This is a genomic window from Pseudogracilibacillus sp. SO30301A (genome assembly GCF_037072025.1).
Classification (GTDB): Bacteria; Bacillota; Bacilli; order Bacillales; family Amphibacillaceae; genus Pseudogracilibacillus.
Window position 1 is genome coordinate 1 of sequence record NZ_JAXHDD010000014.1, and the last position, 16,435, is coordinate 16,435.

A 16,435-nucleotide genomic window follows, 5' to 3' on the forward strand; every position below is an offset into this window, starting at 1 on the left:
CCTGAACGTTCAACTCCCCATTGATTGGAATGGATGAAATCAGTTTGGCTAAGGGGAAAGGAAAATACCGACTCGTCATGTATGATCTCTCCATTCCGTGGCGTCCGCAATTGTTTCTGATGCATGAAAGCAGGCGCAAAGATGAAGTCATTAAGCTACTTCAGGAATTACCCCAACCAGAACACGTGCTGGCGGTTGCAATCGATATGTGGAGAGGTTATAAAACCGCAGTCCAAGCGGTACCTCCTGAGACCATTGTAGTTATTGATGCGTTCCATGTTATTCAGGCATCTACAAAAGCTTTAAGCGATGTTCGAAAAGATGTTCAGAAATCGTTAAGCAAGGAACAGCGGGATGCCTTGAAAAAAGACAAGGAGCTCCTTGCCGAATCGCCTGAAGAGTTAACAGAAGAGCAACAGGAGAGCTTGAAACATTGGGAAGAGGCATCTCCGGAACTGGCACAATCCATCTTCCTTCATCAAAAACTTCGCGCTTTATATCGTTGCGACGATTTGGAAGAAGCACTGGAACTTTTGGTTGAATGGGAAGAGAAGGTCCTGGCTTTTTCCCTGGAACCGTTCCAGGAATTGCTGAAAACGATCTGGAATTGGTTGCCCGAAATCCTTAATCGCTTTATCCATCGCATATCTAACGCCAAAACGGAAGGGAAAAACAACCAGGTTCGGACGATGAATCAACAAGGTTTTGGTTATTCCATCAAATCGATCCAGGCACGGATGCGGATGAAGGAAGAAAAGAATGCCCAACTCAAATGGAGGAAATACCAAGACTGTTATTGAGAAACGTTTAAAACAAAATGGACAACAAATGGCTTGTTAAATTTTTTTCGACAAACATTCAGCCTATTATTATAAACTTTTAATGTCGACTATTGTCGATAATCCCGTGATTTGTTACTGAAACAAATTTTTTATAGTTAAAATAAAAAGCAGCGGTTTAAAATCCGCCACTTCTTAAATCTTGCTATTAAAATATGTTTGATCACATTCTAACTGTTTTTTTAATATTTCTCTCCAGAATTTCTTTCGTATTCCTTGCGCCCCATTGATATCTTTATATGTTTATAACTTCCATCTTCCCGCATTTTTCTATAAAAGTAGTGATCAGTTTTTTTATACAGTTCCCAGCCGTCACGTCGCAAAACCTTTTATGTTCTATATAAATGGAATTTAATAATTAAAACTTAGTACACAACCTACGAACTATGGTATCAGGACACTTGCTGATTTCTAAAATAAAGGACTGTACGGCTTCACGGATCTCATCAACAGATTTATAGAATACATTATAAATTACTGATTTTTTTAACCAGCCCCATAATCCTTCGATTAAATTCAGTTCCGGACTATACGGCGGAAGAAACATTAACTCCAATTGTTTGGAGTGTGCCTGTAAGAAGGGTTTAATTAGATTCGCGTGATGAATTCTTGCGTTAGCAAGAACCATAAGTATTTTTTCATCTGGATAGCGGTTGACTACTTGCTCTAAAAAATATAGAAATTCTTTTGCGTCATACCGTTCTCTTTCAATACAAAAGATGTCGCCAGTTTCGTAATCCAATGTACCAATTAATTTGACATCATGATGCTTGCCATATGTTGGTATCTTTTTTTGTTGCCCTTTTGGAAACTAGGTCTTAGCAATGGCTTGATAATCTCTAATCATGGATTCATCCTGGAACAATTCGATCTATCTCGCCACCCTTCATTTTTTTAGCAGTTTCAAATTCTTTTTTGAATGCTTCCTGTTTTTCAGCATCGGCTTTTGCCAAAGTATATGTTGGCCTTGTATAAATTAATCCTAAACGGTGCAGCAACGCTCGCACACCTCGATCTGAAAATGTGACATCATATGTCTGCTCGATCCAATCACGAATTAAAAAAGAGGTTCAGTTCTTTTCAGCAGGAAAATCAAAATCAACTGGCTTTTTTCAACTATTGTCTCGTAGACTTCTTGCTCCTGCTCCTGTTAGAAGGCGAGGACGACTTGGGGATACACCAGGAATTAATCCTGCCAAACCATTTGAATTATATGCGTTTACGTAATTATATATTGTTTTCTCGCTACATCCTATGAAATCAGCAATTTCGGATATCGACTATTCTTTCAAATACTTTAAAATTGCTTGATATCGTTTAAATAAACGAAAATCTTTTGTATCTCCCATCGCTCTTTTAACAGCTTGAATTTCAAGGTTCAGATTGTCATATGAATAATTTTTTTTCACTTTGTCCGCCTCCATAGGTAAAGAATCTATTACCTATATTAATTAGACAAAAGTTCTTGAAATCCTTTTTTACCATTTATATATATATTTACACGATTTTTTGCAAGCCCAGATATATAACCTCTCCCATGTAATAGGGAGAGGTCCAATAATGACTGCAACGTATAAAATAAAAAATCTAAATATCCTAATGACTGAAAGGGGGGCATAATTAGGATAGTATTTTTTAAAATTGCAGCCGGAATTATGCTAATTTAGTTGTCCTTCTTTATTGTCTTTATCAACTGTGACATGTCTGAAAGAAGACCCTTCTATATTTGTATCAAATGCCAAGCCGAAGCCAACAACATATCTTCCGCTTACCGGAGACAATTTGAAAATCGTAAAATCAAGTTTGCGCAACATACCCATGAGGGACGGATTGAATTGTTCATCAAATGCGACAAAGATATCCTCATTATCCACTACTGCCTTAGGCTCGCAACGAAAACGAATTCTTTCGGTTGCAAAAGGATTCATTGTTTCTGCTTCATCTGCAAGTAACATGACGTCAACTTGCTCGTTATTTACTAGATAGTTATGGTGCTCAGCTACTTCACTAATATAAATATAGAAAGCATTATCCTTTAATATAAAAGGTGCACAGCTGATGAAGGGATTTCCTTGCCTATCCTTCATACTGATAACAGCGGTATGCTTTTTATTTAAAAATACTTTATACATTTTTTTATATTTCTCTACATCAATTTTCTTTGCCATATTGTATTTCTCTCCTTTTTTCATTGCGTAGTTGTTTACACGTGCAAACTAAATGGATACGTGGTTTCAATTCATTTGGTGCTCGCTCAATTTCAGATTCCATTTCGTACACATTACGAATCATATTTTTCGTTAAGACTTCTTTCGGTGTTCCGATTATTCTTTTTTTACCTTTATTCATGACTAAAATCCGATCACTGTATTTTGATGCTTGATTTAAATCGTGCAACACCATCACAACTGTCATTCCCATCTCTTTGTTTAGTTCTTTTACAAGTTCTAGCACTTCATGTTGATGGGAAATATCAAGAAAAGTGGTCGGTTCATCAAGAAAGAGGATTTTTGGATGTTGTGCTAAAGCCATAGCAATCCAAGCTCTTTGAGATTCTCCACCAGATAATGTAGCAATTCGTCGTTCTTTTAATTTAGCTATATTTGTTTTCTCCATCGCCCATCTAATAATCTCATAATCTTCTTTATTCAGTTTTTGAAACATTTTTTTATGTGGATATCGTCCATATGAAACAAGCTCCTTTACCGTCATATCATTTGGTGCTGTGTTTTTTTGGCTTAACATACATAGTTGTAATGCTATTTGCTTGGTGGAAAGTTTTCCTATATTATCGTTATTTAACGTGATTTTGCCTTGCGACAGAGGAATATATTTGCAAATTCCTTTTAACAGGGTTGATTTACCAGAACCGTTCGGGCCGATAATGGATAGTATTTCTTCTTTTTTTACTTCAAATGACATGCTATCAATAATTCTTTTTTGTTCCATATCTATAGAAACGGATTGAAGACTAAGCATCAAATTATTCTTCCTCTCATTAAATATAAAAAAATACGGACCGCCGATCACTGCCATAAAGATTCCAGCAGGTATATCAAGAGGTGCAAATACTGTTCTTCCTACTGTATCAGCGATTAATAATGTGAGTGCTCCAAGTCCCATACTGACCGGGATCAAGTATTTATAATTTGAGCCGACTAACAATCGACCCATATGTGGGACAATTAATCCGACAAAACCTATGACACCAACAATTGCAACAGAAATCGCTGTCAGAAAAACGGCAATTAATGATAGAATGATCCGAATAGCATTTACATTTTCACCTAAATTGGATGCTGTCTCATCGCCAAGCCTAATAATATTTGTTTTTCGGATAAATAAGACAACGAATATCCAGCCAATAATAGAGTAGGGGAGTAATGGCCAAAGGGAATCCATACCTTTGGCTGCTAAGCTTCCATTTAACCATTGTAGTGCTGACGGTAGCCGATCACTGTATATAATTGTTAAAAATCCAATCACTCCACCACAAATTGCATTGATCGCCACCCCGGCAAGTATAATTCGAATCGGGGTTAGGTTGCCATTTTGCCAAGCTAGAATGTACACTCCAATTGCGGCGATAATACCACCGAAAAATGCTGCGATAGGTACAAGAGCCGTATGTTCCGGCATGACAAGCATAATGAATAATACAAACATCGCAGCACCTGTTGTCACACCGGTTAAACCTGGATCAGCTAATGGATTTCCCATAACTGCCTGAAGCAATGCACCTGCTAATGCAATATTTGTCCCTATAATCAAGGCGACTAAAACTCTCGGTAATCGGACATCAAATATGATCGTGTGATTCACATCATCCATGTTTAAGAATAAACTTGAGATAACCTCTTTTAAAGGGATATACACACTGCCAACTGCAATAGCTAATAGTAATGAAAAGAATAAAAGAATATAAATTAGTAAAATAGTCGTTCTTTTTGTGAACTTCTTGTTATTCATTTGTTTCGGCCACTTCTAAAAATTCAGTTATTCCAGTAAGTGCGGTTTCCATATTTTTAATCGACGATACACCATACACGTCATAATCTAAGAATTGAATAGCATCGTTTTCATATGCAACTAAGCTTTTCCATGCTTCGTTTTTATCTATTTCATTCAAGAATTCTTTTTTAATATCTTCGGCATCTCCATACGCTAAAACAAATATCACATCAGGATTTGCTTGGATAATATTTTCCATATTTATAGCTGCATAGGTTTCTTCTGATTTGAATTCAGTTTCTGCAACATTCTCAATATTTGTTCTTTTTAAGATACTGCCTAAGTATGTATTATTGTTCATGACCATAAATGAATCAGACGTGCCAATTAAGAGAAGTGCTTTTTGCTTCTCAAGGGAAGCCCCTTCTTCGATCAGAGTATTTTCCCATAATAAGATATCTTCTAGCATGGCATTCATATTATCTTTTTTATCAAAATATGTACCCAATACTTTAATCGCCATTTTTATGTCATCAAAATTATCAGTTCCCAAATAAGATGTGTCAAGGGCGATATTTTTTAAATGTTCATCAAGTGATTCTTTAACAGATGCAGATCCTATGAAAAAGTCAGCATCCAAACTTGTAATCACTTCAATATCTGGTGTCATGCTCGTACCTATTTCAGGAATATCATTAAATTTTTCAGGCAATTCATATGGTGAAGTAGGAATACCAACAGGTGTAATATCTAATTCATATAATATTTCCGAAATTGGTACAGATGACGTGATAATTTTTTCTTTCATTTCATCAGGAAAAGTGCCAAGAGCCTCTTTGAATTCCTCCTCATTAATTCCGTCATTTTCAAGAGTTAACGCTTCCGATTCCTCTGTCTGATTTTCCTCTGGCGAACTTGTAGACGCTGTTTCTTCAGATTGAAGTTCTTCCTTGTTCTTCTCACTACAACCCAACAGAACGAGGCTAATGACTAAAAAAATAGCAAGTAATTTATAAGATCTCATATTGCTCCTCCTCTATAATTGATAATAATTATCATTATCAATTAATGATGATATATGATCTACTTGAAAGTGTCAATAGTAATGGCAATAACCCCCAAAAAAAATTAGATTTGACCATTGGTACCTCACCTCTCCATTGACAACAAAAATTGAATTGATTATTATGTATGAGTAAACATTTGTTTACCTTGGGCAAAATAGTTTTAATAGAATAATAAATTGCCTTTGACCAAAGTGGTGCATAGAGATATAAGGGGGATGTGGATGAATCATCGATCACTTTTCAAACGTCAGTTACTAATTTTATCAATACTTTTGATAACCTTAGTCTTTACTATCATAGTAGCGATCTCGATCGGTCCAATTACAATTCCCTTTAAACAAACAACATTGTCTTGATGAACAAGATTCACATTCCCATACAAGCGACGTATTCGGAACAAGCGTGGACAGTGATCACCGAAGTTCGGCTACCTCGAGTGCTTGTAGCTGCGTTGGTGGGGGGAGCTTTATCTATCTGCGGAGTTGCGATGCAAGGGTTGTTTCGAAATCCTCTTGTCGAGCCTGGATTTATCGGTGTTTCAAGTGGAGCTGCTCTCGGTGCTGTTTGTGCCATTTTTTTCGGCTGGTCTGCAGTAAGTCCTTGGTTTCTTCCAAGTGCTGCTTTTGTTGGGGCGATTGTTTCTTTAGGGGTTACTTTATTGGTTTGGAAGGTTAGTAGAAAAAATAGTGTTGTCATACTTCTATTATTAGGTATAGGGATGAATGCATTTTTCTCTGCATTTATGAATGTCATTATTGCGGCTTCAAGAAATGAACAAGAGTTAAGAAGTATCGTTTATTGGTTGCAAGGTGGTCTAGAAGCGAGAACATGGGAGCATGTGTGGATCATTGTATTTCCAATTGTTGCAGGTGCCGTTGTTTTGATGATATTTGGGAGAGAATTGAATGTACTGTTACTTGGGGAAGAACATGCGAAAACATCTGGTATCAATATTCGGTTAACGAGAAATTTTATCTTGCTATTAACTGCACTAATGACTGGTTCCGCTGTAGCAGTTAGTGGAGTGATCGGTTTTGTCGGATTAGTCGTTCCGCATATGTTGCGACTTGTCCTTGGTCCAGATCATCAATTGTTATTACCTGCAAGCGTTTTTGGCGGAGCAATTTTTCTTATTTTAGCTGATTTAGTTTCACGAATGCTCCTGGAACCAATTACATTACAAGTTGGTGTTGTTTGTTCAATTATTGGTGCCCCAATTTTTATCTTTTTACTATTACGTTCGAACCAAGGGGTGAGCGCATGAATGTGATGAAAATAGAAAATCTTCATGTTTCTATCAAACAAAATCTGATTTTACATAGTATTCAATTTCACGTTAAACAAGGTGAAATAATAGGCTTAATCGGTCCGAATGGAAGTGGAAAATCAACATTATTAAAAACCATTGCAACGATATATCCGATAACGAATGGCACTATTTGCATTTTTGACCAGAACATAAAATCGTATCGTCAAAGGGAGTTAGCTAAACTATTGAGCTATGTACCACAAGATACGTTTATTGATTTCGACTTTAAGGCAAAAGAAGTTGTTTATATGGGCCGACATGTGCATCGTTCTCGATTTGAAACGAGGATGGAGGAGGATTTTTTTGCTGTAAAAAATGCGATGATGCAAACGAATACGTGGCATTTAGCGGAAAACTCTATTTTACGTTTATCTGGTGGTCAACGTCAACTTGTATTACTTGCGAAGGCATTGGCGCAAGATACGCCTTTGCTCATACTTGATGAACCTATTTCTGCGTTAGATATTTATTTTCAGCTTCAGGTTTTATCTTTATTGAAGCGTCTAAGTGAAAAAGGAAAAACAATTATGATGGTATTGCACGATTTAAATTTAGCTGCCCGTTATTGTACGAAGCTTATATTACTCAAAAAAGGGGAAGTGACATTATTTGGTACTCCAGAAGAAGTGCTCCAGGAGGATACTTTACAACAAACATATGGTGTACATACAAAAGTTCGAAAGGATGATATAACAAACTCCATGACAGTAACACCATTCATTCATAGAAAGGGGAAGGGATTATGGGAATAAAAAGAAGGTGGATCCTTTGTTTATTAGGGATCTTATTAGTAGTAGCCGGTTGTACAGAGGAAGGAAATTCGGAAGCCGTCGATAAAGATAGTGAAATTAAGGCAAAGAGAGAAGATAGGGATGAAACTAATTTTCCTGTTACGGTAGAAGTGGATGGGAAAAAGATAACAATTGAAGAAAAACCAGAAAATATAATCCCAATGTCACTCGACGTTGCAGAAATCGTTTTGGAGCTTACAGAGACGGAAATTATTGCGGCAATTACTCAAGGGATTGATGATGAATATTTGTCAACACAGTCAGAAAAGGCTAAGGACATTCCGAGCCGAATTGCTTCTGCTGTCAATATTGACCCGGAAGAGATATTGTCTTACGATGCAGATCTATTATTATTAACGAAACTGCATGGACAGGAAGAAGATGCGGACACTATTTTAAGTCAAGTGGATGTGCCAATCATTTCTTTTTCAACGATGGAAACAGTAGAAGATTTGCTTACGAATATCTCAATAATCGGTAAAGCAATTGGAGAGGAAGGTAAGGCTGAAGCACTTGTTGCACAAATGGAAGAAGAAATTGCATCAATTCAACAAAGCATTCCAGAAAAAACGGATCCGCCAAGTGTACTTGTTTTATCTGAAGTTGGACCAGGTACAGGACTATTTATGATGGGACCGGGAAATATTTCATATGACTTAATACAACTTGCAGGTGCAACGCCAGCAGTTGATTCCATTGGTCTGGATCATAGTGCTAAAGCATCGGTTGAACAAGTGATGAAGATGGATCCCGACTATATATTTTTACTTGACTTTCAAGGAAATGGTGAAGAAGCTCATGAGGAATTGATGAATAGTCCGGGGTGGGATTCATTACAAGCCGTGCAAAATAAGAATCTTAAGGTCTTGGAAGTGAAATATTTAATGAATCCAAATACACAAGTGATTGAAGGATTACGACTTATGGTAGACTGGATTTATGAAGAAAAGGAGTAATGCAATGAATGGGTTAATGATATTTAGTTACGGAACGATTCGTTCGATGGATGATATTACTGCTTTTTATGATCATGTAACATATGGAAATGCATCGAAAGAAATGGTGGAAAAAGGGTATCATTTATTCCGATCTATTGGGACATGTGATCCGTTGGCCTCTACTACAAATCGGATTGGACGCTCTCTTTGTCGCAGGCTAAAACAAGATACGAAGGAAGAGTGGAAATACTATATTGCAAATAAGCATACATATCCATTTGTAGAAGATGCTGTTGAACAATGTGTAAAGGATGGGAATCGCAAGCTATATACAGTCTCCCTAACTCCGTTGTATTCAAAAACAGGAACGCATGTTTATGGAAAAATGGTTGTAAAAGCGATAAATAAACATGGAAAGGACCGGGTATCCGTAACAAATATCCCGGTTCTTTATACTAATGAATCACTTATTCATCTTCTAGCTGATCGTCTAAACGATGCGATAGATTGGCTGCCGAAAAACATAAAAGGGGATGCGGAAATCGTTTTTACTTCTCATAGTATGCCAGGTGATCGTACAACGCAGAAGGACTTTATTCGCCAATATAAAAATATGGCCAGTGAAATAATCAAGAGAGTTCCGTATCAATCGTATCGCCTTGCTTATCGTAGTGCTAGTCCTGGTGAGGCGTGGCTTAAGCCAGATATTTTAGATGTAATCAGAAGTTTAGCAAAAGAAGGAAAGAAGGCGGTTGTTGTTTGTGAGCTTTTATCGATTATAAAAAATGCAGAAGCAATACAAGAAGTTGGTCGTGATGGCATGCGTCTTGCTCATTTGTTAGGGATGGAATTTGTTCAAACAGAATATTTAAATGACAGTGATGATTTTATGAATGTGCTAACGAATCATGTATTAGAGGAAATAAGACAGCCCTCGTAATAACGAGGGTTGTTTACTATGTTATTATCTATATTTTATTGGAAGTTTTTATGTTTAATTTTCCTCCAACATCCGTCTCAACTTTTCATCATCTTGCGCTTTCCTCTGTATCGACTGTTTATAACCTTTCACCGCATCAGTAGCGCCCCTACCTATTTCCATCATCTCTTTAATCGACTTAAAATCGGTCACTACAGCGACATCGTGTTCTATCAATGATGCAGCCTGATCTTCTTGACTGAAATAACCCAGATCAGCTACCAGGTAGTCTTACCTTTACATCGCCAATTTGATTGAGCTTTTCAACCAGTGGTAAAAGCACATCAATGTCAGCAGTATCTGGCGGAAGAATAATCGATAGTAGAACAATAGGTCCCGATGGCTTAGGACAAGTAATAGAATGCTTGCGATATATAATAAAGAACTTATTCTGATTGGCTTTATTCCGTTGTACACCAACTTTTGCATCAGGATCAGAATATGTTTTTTCACAATCACAGGTTTCCTTGTCCTCGCAATTCAGCGTTTCTTTTTATAGCCATTCACATGTGCATATACTGGTCTAGAGTCGATACCAGATAAGGTCGGTTGTAGAAAATTGTCTACTTTTAATGCCTGGCGTATAAGATCAAACTAGATCTCATAAAACAGTTCCGGTGTCACATACTTCCGAAAATGACTAAAGACTACTATATACAGGGAGATCATTTATATTTGGTGTGCCGATGAAATTACGCCATGCCTGATTTTTAGGTTGTTTTAATTACCTGCATAGTTCTCGAAAAGACGAAATTTCCGGCAGTGTAAAGTATAGATAATGCATCCTGAAATATGTCCTTGGATCAACAGGAGGACGACCGCCATCCTTATATAGTGGTTTTATTTTTTCGATGACAATAGAATCATCGACATGATCAATGTAATCTATTAGTTCCGGATCGAAGCCGAGTGTGTTATAACAGTGAAAAGGAATTAGTTCCAATTGTAATTCCATGATAATGCACCTCGCAAATTGGTTATTTTGTTTGTTGTGTCTCCATTTACCATATTTGGCTATAGGTGCATTTTTATTTTGTAGAAAAAATAGTGGCTTTTTGAACACGCTCCAATAGTGATTTATTATCATCAGCCAAGATTGAAAGATTTATGACGGTGAAAGGATTGGAATAAACATTGAAGAAGATGTTAAAGGCTGATGAAGGGTTGAGTCGGTAATTTGAGTGAAAATAGCAGCTTAGAAAATGTATAAAATCTTACGCTGAAAATAAGTCTAAAAATAAACACAGTAACTAGAAATGTGACGGCAGGCAGGAATCTACGAGTTATTTTGAAACATTTTTATAAGAAACCTATCATGAACTATATTAGTAAACAATTGTTATTTCAATTGTCAAGAATTATGCTATAATTGCAAATAGAATAGTAAAAGTCGCTAAAACATTTATGGGAGCACACTGTTTTGTTAATGTTCCTTATTTATGTATTGCTCATGAAAAACAGGTATATTATGTGGTGCCCCCTGGTCCAACCTTTCTAATTATCCCCAAAGGAAGTGATAACTTGACTAGTACGATAGTTAAAGAAGATGTTTCACGCTATTCCCTTTCGACGCATAAGAAAATTGAACATCCCCATGATAAGTTCTTCAAAGAAACATTCAGTCATGTGGAGGTAACTAAAAGTTTTTTGCTTCATTATTTGCCACCAGATGTAACGGAAATCTTAGATATAGCCACATTAAAACCTGAAAAAGATAGTTTTATTAATAAGGAGCTAGAGGAAGGCTTTTCTGATCTACTTTTTAGTGCAGACATAGATGGTCGGAAAGGGTATATTTACTTTTTATTTGAACATAAAAGCTACCCAGATAAAACTGTTGTCTTTCAATTGCTAAAATATATGACGAAAATCTGGAGTACAAAGATGAAAAAGGAGAAAATGGATCAGGTACCACTGGTCATTCCCCTTTTGATCTATCATGGTTTAACACCGTGGAATAGAGAAAAAACGCTCGGTGGAATGATATCAGGATATGGATATTTTCCCCCGGGTATTCGAAAATTTGTCCCAGAATATGCATATTTGGTATATGATATAACGAACTATAAGGATGAAGAAATAAAAGGCGAGGCTCGTGTCCAAATATTATTTATGATGTTTCGAGATGTACAAAAGGCAAAGAACGTTCAAGAATTGCTGAAGACTATTGATAAGGCGATTATGTATTTGCAGGAATTAGAAGATAAGCAGACGGGTGTGGAGTATTTCGAAACGTTCATGCGCTATATATTTAGCGCAGCAAAGAATTTAACACGGGAAGATACTGATGAAATTGTGGAGAAAGTTGAAACCACCTATCCGGAAGGGAGCGAACTTGTGATGACATTAGCTGAAAGCTGGCGAGAAGAAGGCGTTAAGGTAGGCATTAAGGAAGGTATCAAGGAAGGCAAGATATCCGTAGTTAAAAATGCTTTAAAAGAAGGTATGGAATTGCATTTAATTGAAAAGCTGACAGGATTATCGAGGAAGGAAATAGAGAAAATTGCGGAGGAAATGGAGAAGTAATTTCCTTTTGAGGGGGCATCTGATCTAAATAAGATTTTGACGTTTTTTTAATCTTATGATGTGGTTAGGCAACGAGATACTAGAGATGCTTTTAAGACGCATTATAGCTGTACAAAGATGGATAAGTTGATAAAACGTTTAAAGAATCGAACAAAATAACGCTTATAGAAATCCCCTCAGTGATAAAGCTGAAAATTAATCACTGAGGAGATTTTTATTTTTTTAGCAGATAAGTATAATTCCTTTCCTACTACTCACTGGAAAAGTGCACGGTCTGGGAGTCCCTTGCGTCCGGATTAGTACTTACTATTAAGAATGGTTTGTGCAAAGGATAGTGTTAAAAGGAGACGTGCCGAGCTCAGTTCATTTCCCAAGCGGCTGGAGCCACTATCTCTGGTCTAAGTCTCGGAGGTGCAAACGAACCTACCTGCATGATGTTCGATCCTTTAGCTGGTAAAGAAAAAAACTTCACCCTCTGCACAGGCTTTATACCATCACCCCTTATGTGGCTTTGAAATAAAAGTCGTACCGTTTATAAAAAAATTGCACCGTTTTGCCCCTTTGGATATTTTGTCTAAAGGGGTGTTTCATTGTAAAAAGAACTTACTTAATTAAGTGTTTCAGTGTAAACTGAATTTATAGAAAATATTAAATGATAAAAATGGGACAGATGCCTAAATAAAAAGGTGCTTAAAGGAGATATGTAATGGATTCAAGTAAAGTACGTGGTTCTCTTGTTGTTTTTGCTCTTGCATTTAGAACTATACTTTTTATCTTGTTTGCATTTATATTTACTACCTATTTTTCAATCCAAGAAGTTCAAAATCCTTGGGATGAAGCTATAAATTGGTGGGTATATCAAGCAATATTTGCAAGCATTATCACATTTGCCATTTTAATTTGGTTGTTAAAGCGAGAGGGAATTAAGTATCTACAATTTATTGATTTAAGAAGGAGCGATGGTGGAAGGATATAGGACTTGCACTATAATATGGTGTCCTTGGGCTTGTTGTTGGAGGGATTGGTATTTACGGAATGGGCTTTATCTTTTATGGAGGGTTATCTCCTGAAACGCTGTTCCAGCCTTTGCCTATTTGGGCAGTTACAATTGCATTATTTCTAATGCCTATATCAATTGCCGCTGTTGAAACGCCTCTTTATATTGGATATTCTCTTCCAAGATTACAACTATTATTGAATAGAGATAAACCACCAGTTCACACTGGTGGTTTTGATTAGCAGATAAGTGTAAATCTAATAAGGAATAATTTGACGGAACTCTTGTTCCCTTCGTTATTTTATGATACTATAGAATTAACAAAAGTCGCAACGCATATTTTAATTTGGGGTGTGGTATAATGAGGGTGCTGGAAAAAGTGAGGTATAGTTTTAATGAGAGTAGTCCGAATATTCATTTAGTTGGAGGGGTCTCGGAGCTATACGAATCATGATTTGTTGTTTAAACAGTTAATTCGTTATTTTTTTAAGGATTTTATGGAAGCTTTTTTTCCGTATATTTATGAACAAATTGATGTAGAATCGGTAAGCTCCCTATCTGGAGAAGTTTTTACGGATGTTATTAAAGGCAGTTCGAGAAGACTTGATATTGTCGTTGAAACAAAACTAAAGGATACAGGAGCGATCATTATTATACATATTGAACCGCAAAGCTCTGTTCAGCAGGATTTTCACAGGCGGATGTTTCAATATTATAGTTTCCTGTATAATGAATATCAAAAGCCGATTATTCCAATTGTGGTGTTTAGTTATGAAGAGAATTGGGAAAAAAATGATTTTAGTATCAACGTTTTGGACACAACCTATTTATATTTTCGTTATCATACCTTACATTTGAAGAAGATGAATTGGCGAGAATATCTGAGAAAAGATAATCCTGTTGTGGCAGCACTACTTAGTAAAATGGGGTTTAAAGATGAAGAGCGTGTGCAAGTGAAGGTAGAGTTTATGCGAATGCTTTGGCGTTTGCAATTGAACGAAGCTGATCAGCGCTTAATATATGGTTTTTTCGAAGCATATTTAACATTAACGGAGGAAGAGGAGGAGAGATTTGTGAAGTTGGTAAGGGAATTTGATGAGGCAGAGGAAATATTTAATCTTCCTATTTCTTATGAAGAAAAGGGGAGAGAGAAAGGACGTAGAGAAGGTTTAAAGGAAGGTCTCGAAAAAGGTAGGAAAGAAGTTGCACTGGAAATGTTAAAAGAAGAGGTCTCCATAGAAATTATTAAAAGAACGACCAAGTTAACGATGGAAGAAATAGAAAAATTGAGAAAACAACTATAATCTAAAAGCTAATATCAAGAGAGCGGATAAAAAGGTTAGACGTCATTGAAAGCCTGGTGGAGAGATAGGCTCTACTAGGCATTTTTTAGAGAAGTATTAAAGGGAGTAGTGCGTGCAATTAGTGCTTATTTCTTTCAAAAAGTATTTTTAAAAAAGGAAAAATCACCAAAAAAGTTATTTTGATATCTATCAACATTATCCTGCATTTCGAACTGTGGATAACTCCACCCACAGGCCTTTTCAGGTTGAATTCTAAAAATCAATCTTATTTTTCTCATAATTTATAATTTGTCCCTAAAAAAGCATATACTTTCCTCCTCCCCAATAGTGGGAAAAATTCAAAAAATATTCAATTGTGGATAATTACTCTAGTTGACGCATTCGTTCTACCATTTTCAACCAATTTGGATATCGGATAAATGTACTACTTAACTTTAGTTTCCATTTCCTCGCATGAGTAACTAATACTCATAAGCCCCCAAATGAACTTGGACACTAAGAGTGCGATGTATTATAATATTAAATGTGTTATAATTATTCACCATAAGGTGCTCCCTTCCTTGGTTGTTTGGACTGTATCAAATCCTATTCTACCAAAGTTTGGAGCACTTTTTCATTAGTGTTGCATAAAATTTTTTCAATGGTGTCAGGCTGTAAAAAATCATCCACAAAATTATTGATTGAAGCTTATCGTTATATAAATGAAGACTGGGGAGAAGAGTAGAGTAGTATTACACCTAAATGGCGAACAATCATTGAAGGAAGGGTAAGTGAATTCCTATTTGTCATAGATGAGATAGCTGGTACGACAGAAGATTAGTATATTACAAAGCATGGATTTATCGAATTCTCACCAAAATTGTTGAATTTATACTTATTTAAAAGCTAGGACTTTTAATCAACAGAGATTATCAGTTCTAGTTTTTTATGTGTAATAAATCATGGTGACCGGAACCACTTAGTTTATAACAGCCACTTTTATCTACAACTCCTGCAAGTAGTCCGTATCCCCCATCAATAAAACTAAGCAGACTGCTATAACACCAAGAACAACTTTCCGATATTTTTTGAAACGCATGCTAAGTAAAAGCCTCTGCTGGTGAGAATCCATATATTAATTTCCATCTATTATGAAAAAAAGACAGTTGGGATATAAAAGGTAGCTCTTATCCACAATTTCAGGTTATTTATAATTGTTTATTAAATATTAATGGATTGTAAGTTAAGTTGTTAAGATGTTACACCTTTCCTTCTTCAAATTGGCTTACAATGTGCTTGAATTCTTCCTACCGGTTATATTTTTTTCGACCTTTTGACTTCTGAGTCGGCTTCCGAAATAGGGAACGTAAAAACTCATCTAATGGGTTAAAGAAAAGGTTCTTCAGGGTTTTTTTTAACTCGTATAACGAACCTTCATGATTGAATTTTAACAGTAATAATTTATCACTGAAACTATATGTTCTATGTAGGGACTCTGGTACAGAAAATGAAACTTCATAAATCCTTCAACATCTGTATCTCAACCAAAATATAACAACTTTAGGTCTTTATAGGCATAAAAAAGTCGTATAAACCAAATAATAGTAGAAATTACTCGGGACTTAAGGTATGCTGTAAAGTAATGAGGATTTTTTCTTTATTTCTGGTAGTCTAGTAAATTTTTATTATAACTTCCAAGGTATACAATTTTTTGTGAGCGTTTTATTATATAATAAAAATATGGAAAACTAATGT

The 16,435-nt window shown here is 36.0% G+C and carries 13 protein-coding genes and 1 pseudogene; 9 read left to right on the top strand and 5 right to left on the bottom strand.

Annotated elements, in window-relative coordinates:
- Window positions 1-29: 29 nt before the first annotated feature.
- Window positions 30-800 carry an ISL3 family transposase gene (locus tag SPD89_RS08955; protein WP_336261688.1) on the top strand — a complete coding sequence of 257 codons (771 nt, stop codon included), beginning with the start codon at window positions 30-32 and terminating at the stop codon, window positions 798-800.
- 397 nt (window positions 801-1,197) lie between these two features.
- On the opposite strand, the pseudogene SPD89_RS08960 reads toward SPD89_RS08955, so the two are convergent.
- From SPD89_RS08960 to SPD89_RS08975, 4 genes and pseudogenes are all read right to left on the bottom strand, one after another.
- Window positions 1,198-2,263 (bottom strand): annotated as a pseudogene (locus tag SPD89_RS08960) (IS630 family transposase).
- Between the two features lie 234 nt (window positions 2,264-2,497).
- A complete protein-coding gene (locus SPD89_RS08965; protein ID WP_336261613.1) occupies window positions 2,498-3,007 on the bottom strand; it encodes a pyridoxamine 5'-phosphate oxidase family protein in 510 nt (169 codons plus the stop codon).
- The gene (locus SPD89_RS08970; protein ID WP_336261614.1) at window positions 2,991-4,808 is read right to left on the bottom strand and encodes an iron chelate uptake ABC transporter family permease subunit; all 1,818 of its coding nucleotides are present in this window, start codon (window positions 4,806-4,808) and stop codon (window positions 2,991-2,993) included. Before SPD89_RS08970 ends, SPD89_RS08965 begins: the two co-directional genes overlap by 17 nt.
- Window positions 4,801-5,814, bottom strand: a complete 1,014-nt coding sequence (locus SPD89_RS08975; RefSeq protein ID WP_336261615.1) for an ABC transporter substrate-binding protein — start codon at window positions 5,812-5,814, stop codon at window positions 4,801-4,803. The genes SPD89_RS08970 and SPD89_RS08975 overlap by 8 nt, the downstream gene beginning before the upstream one ends.
- A 398-nt stretch (window positions 5,815-6,212) precedes the next feature.
- On the opposite strand from SPD89_RS08975, the gene SPD89_RS08980 reads away from it, so the two are divergent.
- From SPD89_RS08980 to SPD89_RS08995, 4 genes are read left to right on the top strand one after another with little or no spacing between them, the layout of a single operon-like run.
- Complete coding sequence (locus SPD89_RS08980; RefSeq protein WP_336261616.1) at window positions 6,213-7,121, top strand: FecCD family ABC transporter permease; 909 nt, start codon at window positions 6,213-6,215, stop codon at window positions 7,119-7,121.
- Window positions 7,118-7,918, top strand: a complete 801-nt coding sequence (locus tag SPD89_RS08985) for an ABC transporter ATP-binding protein (RefSeq protein WP_336261617.1) — start codon at window positions 7,118-7,120, stop codon at window positions 7,916-7,918. The genes SPD89_RS08980 and SPD89_RS08985 overlap by 4 nt, the downstream gene beginning before the upstream one ends.
- The gene (locus tag SPD89_RS08990; RefSeq protein ID WP_336261618.1) at window positions 7,909-8,913 is read left to right on the top strand and encodes an ABC transporter substrate-binding protein; all 1,005 of its coding nucleotides are present in this window, start codon (window positions 7,909-7,911) and stop codon (window positions 8,911-8,913) included. Before SPD89_RS08985 ends, SPD89_RS08990 begins: the two co-directional genes overlap by 10 nt.
- A gap of 4 nt (window positions 8,914-8,917) precedes the next feature.
- Window positions 8,918-9,835: a ferrochelatase gene (locus tag SPD89_RS08995; RefSeq protein ID WP_336261619.1), complete on the top strand. Its 918-nt coding sequence runs from the start codon at window positions 8,918-8,920 to the stop codon at window positions 9,833-9,835.
- A 54-nt stretch (window positions 9,836-9,889) separates the two neighbouring features.
- On the opposite strand, the gene SPD89_RS09000 is transcribed toward SPD89_RS08995, so the two are convergent.
- Window positions 9,890-10,051 (bottom strand): hypothetical protein, encoded by a 162-nt coding sequence (locus SPD89_RS09000; RefSeq protein ID WP_336261620.1) that lies wholly within the window; start codon window positions 10,049-10,051, stop codon window positions 9,890-9,892.
- Window positions 10,052-11,395: 1,344 nt separating this feature from the next.
- Between SPD89_RS09000 and SPD89_RS09005 the strand changes: the two genes are divergently transcribed.
- The 4 genes from SPD89_RS09005 (at window position 11,396) to SPD89_RS09020 (ending at window position 14,701) form a co-directional block, all read left to right on the top strand.
- Window positions 11,396-12,400, top strand: a complete 1,005-nt coding sequence (locus tag SPD89_RS09005; RefSeq protein ID WP_336261621.1) for an Rpn family recombination-promoting nuclease/putative transposase — start codon at window positions 11,396-11,398, stop codon at window positions 12,398-12,400.
- Window positions 12,401-13,106: 706 nt separating this feature from the next.
- The gene (locus SPD89_RS09010; RefSeq protein WP_336261622.1) at window positions 13,107-13,376 is read left to right on the top strand and encodes a hypothetical protein; all 270 of its coding nucleotides are present in this window, start codon (window positions 13,107-13,109) and stop codon (window positions 13,374-13,376) included.
- Window positions 13,377-13,435: 59 nt separating this feature from the next.
- Window positions 13,436-13,639 (top strand): hypothetical protein, encoded by a 204-nt coding sequence (locus SPD89_RS09015; protein ID WP_336261623.1) that lies wholly within the window; start codon window positions 13,436-13,438, stop codon window positions 13,637-13,639.
- A 255-nt stretch (window positions 13,640-13,894) separates the two neighbouring features.
- On the top strand, window positions 13,895-14,701 hold the full coding sequence (locus SPD89_RS09020; RefSeq protein WP_336261624.1) for a transposase: 807 nt from the start codon (window positions 13,895-13,897) through the stop codon (window positions 14,699-14,701).
- Window positions 14,702-16,435 lie beyond the last annotated feature (1,734 nt).